We start from the raw sequence: 357 nt of genomic DNA, 5'->3' as shown, positions 1-357 counted from the left end.
CTCCTCGTCGTCGGCAGCCACGGCCGCGGCGGATTCGCCGGAATGATGCTCGGCTCAGTCAGCTCCGCAGTGGCTCAAGCGGCCCGCATACCGGTGATCGTTGCGCGCCACCCCAAGCATCAGCAACGGTCTGCGAATCAGTAAAGCCACGCGCGTTTGGTTTCGCGAATCAGCCACACCAACCTAGACATCACAGCGGTTTTGGGGAGTTATCTAGCAGTCGTTGGGTCCATTATATGGCCGGCCCCGACGGGGGGAACGAGCTGGCCAGTGACGTAATACCACGCGCAGCGAGCGCTGCGCATCATGTGAGCCTAGTCGTGTAATAGCCCGGCGCTCAACGCTTCCCGTACGGCC

General features: G+C 62.2%; 1 protein-coding gene. It reads left to right on the top strand.

The features are described from left to right. Positions 1 to 144: universal stress protein (locus AC5Y5O_RS32285; RefSeq protein ID WP_500028782.1), on the top strand; the 144-nt coding region annotated here is incomplete at its 5' end. Positions 145 to 357 lie beyond the last annotated feature (213 nt).

This window comes from Mycobacterium sp. NGS40 (genome assembly GCF_059812735.1).
This window is presented reverse-complemented; position numbering and strand designations above follow the sequence as displayed.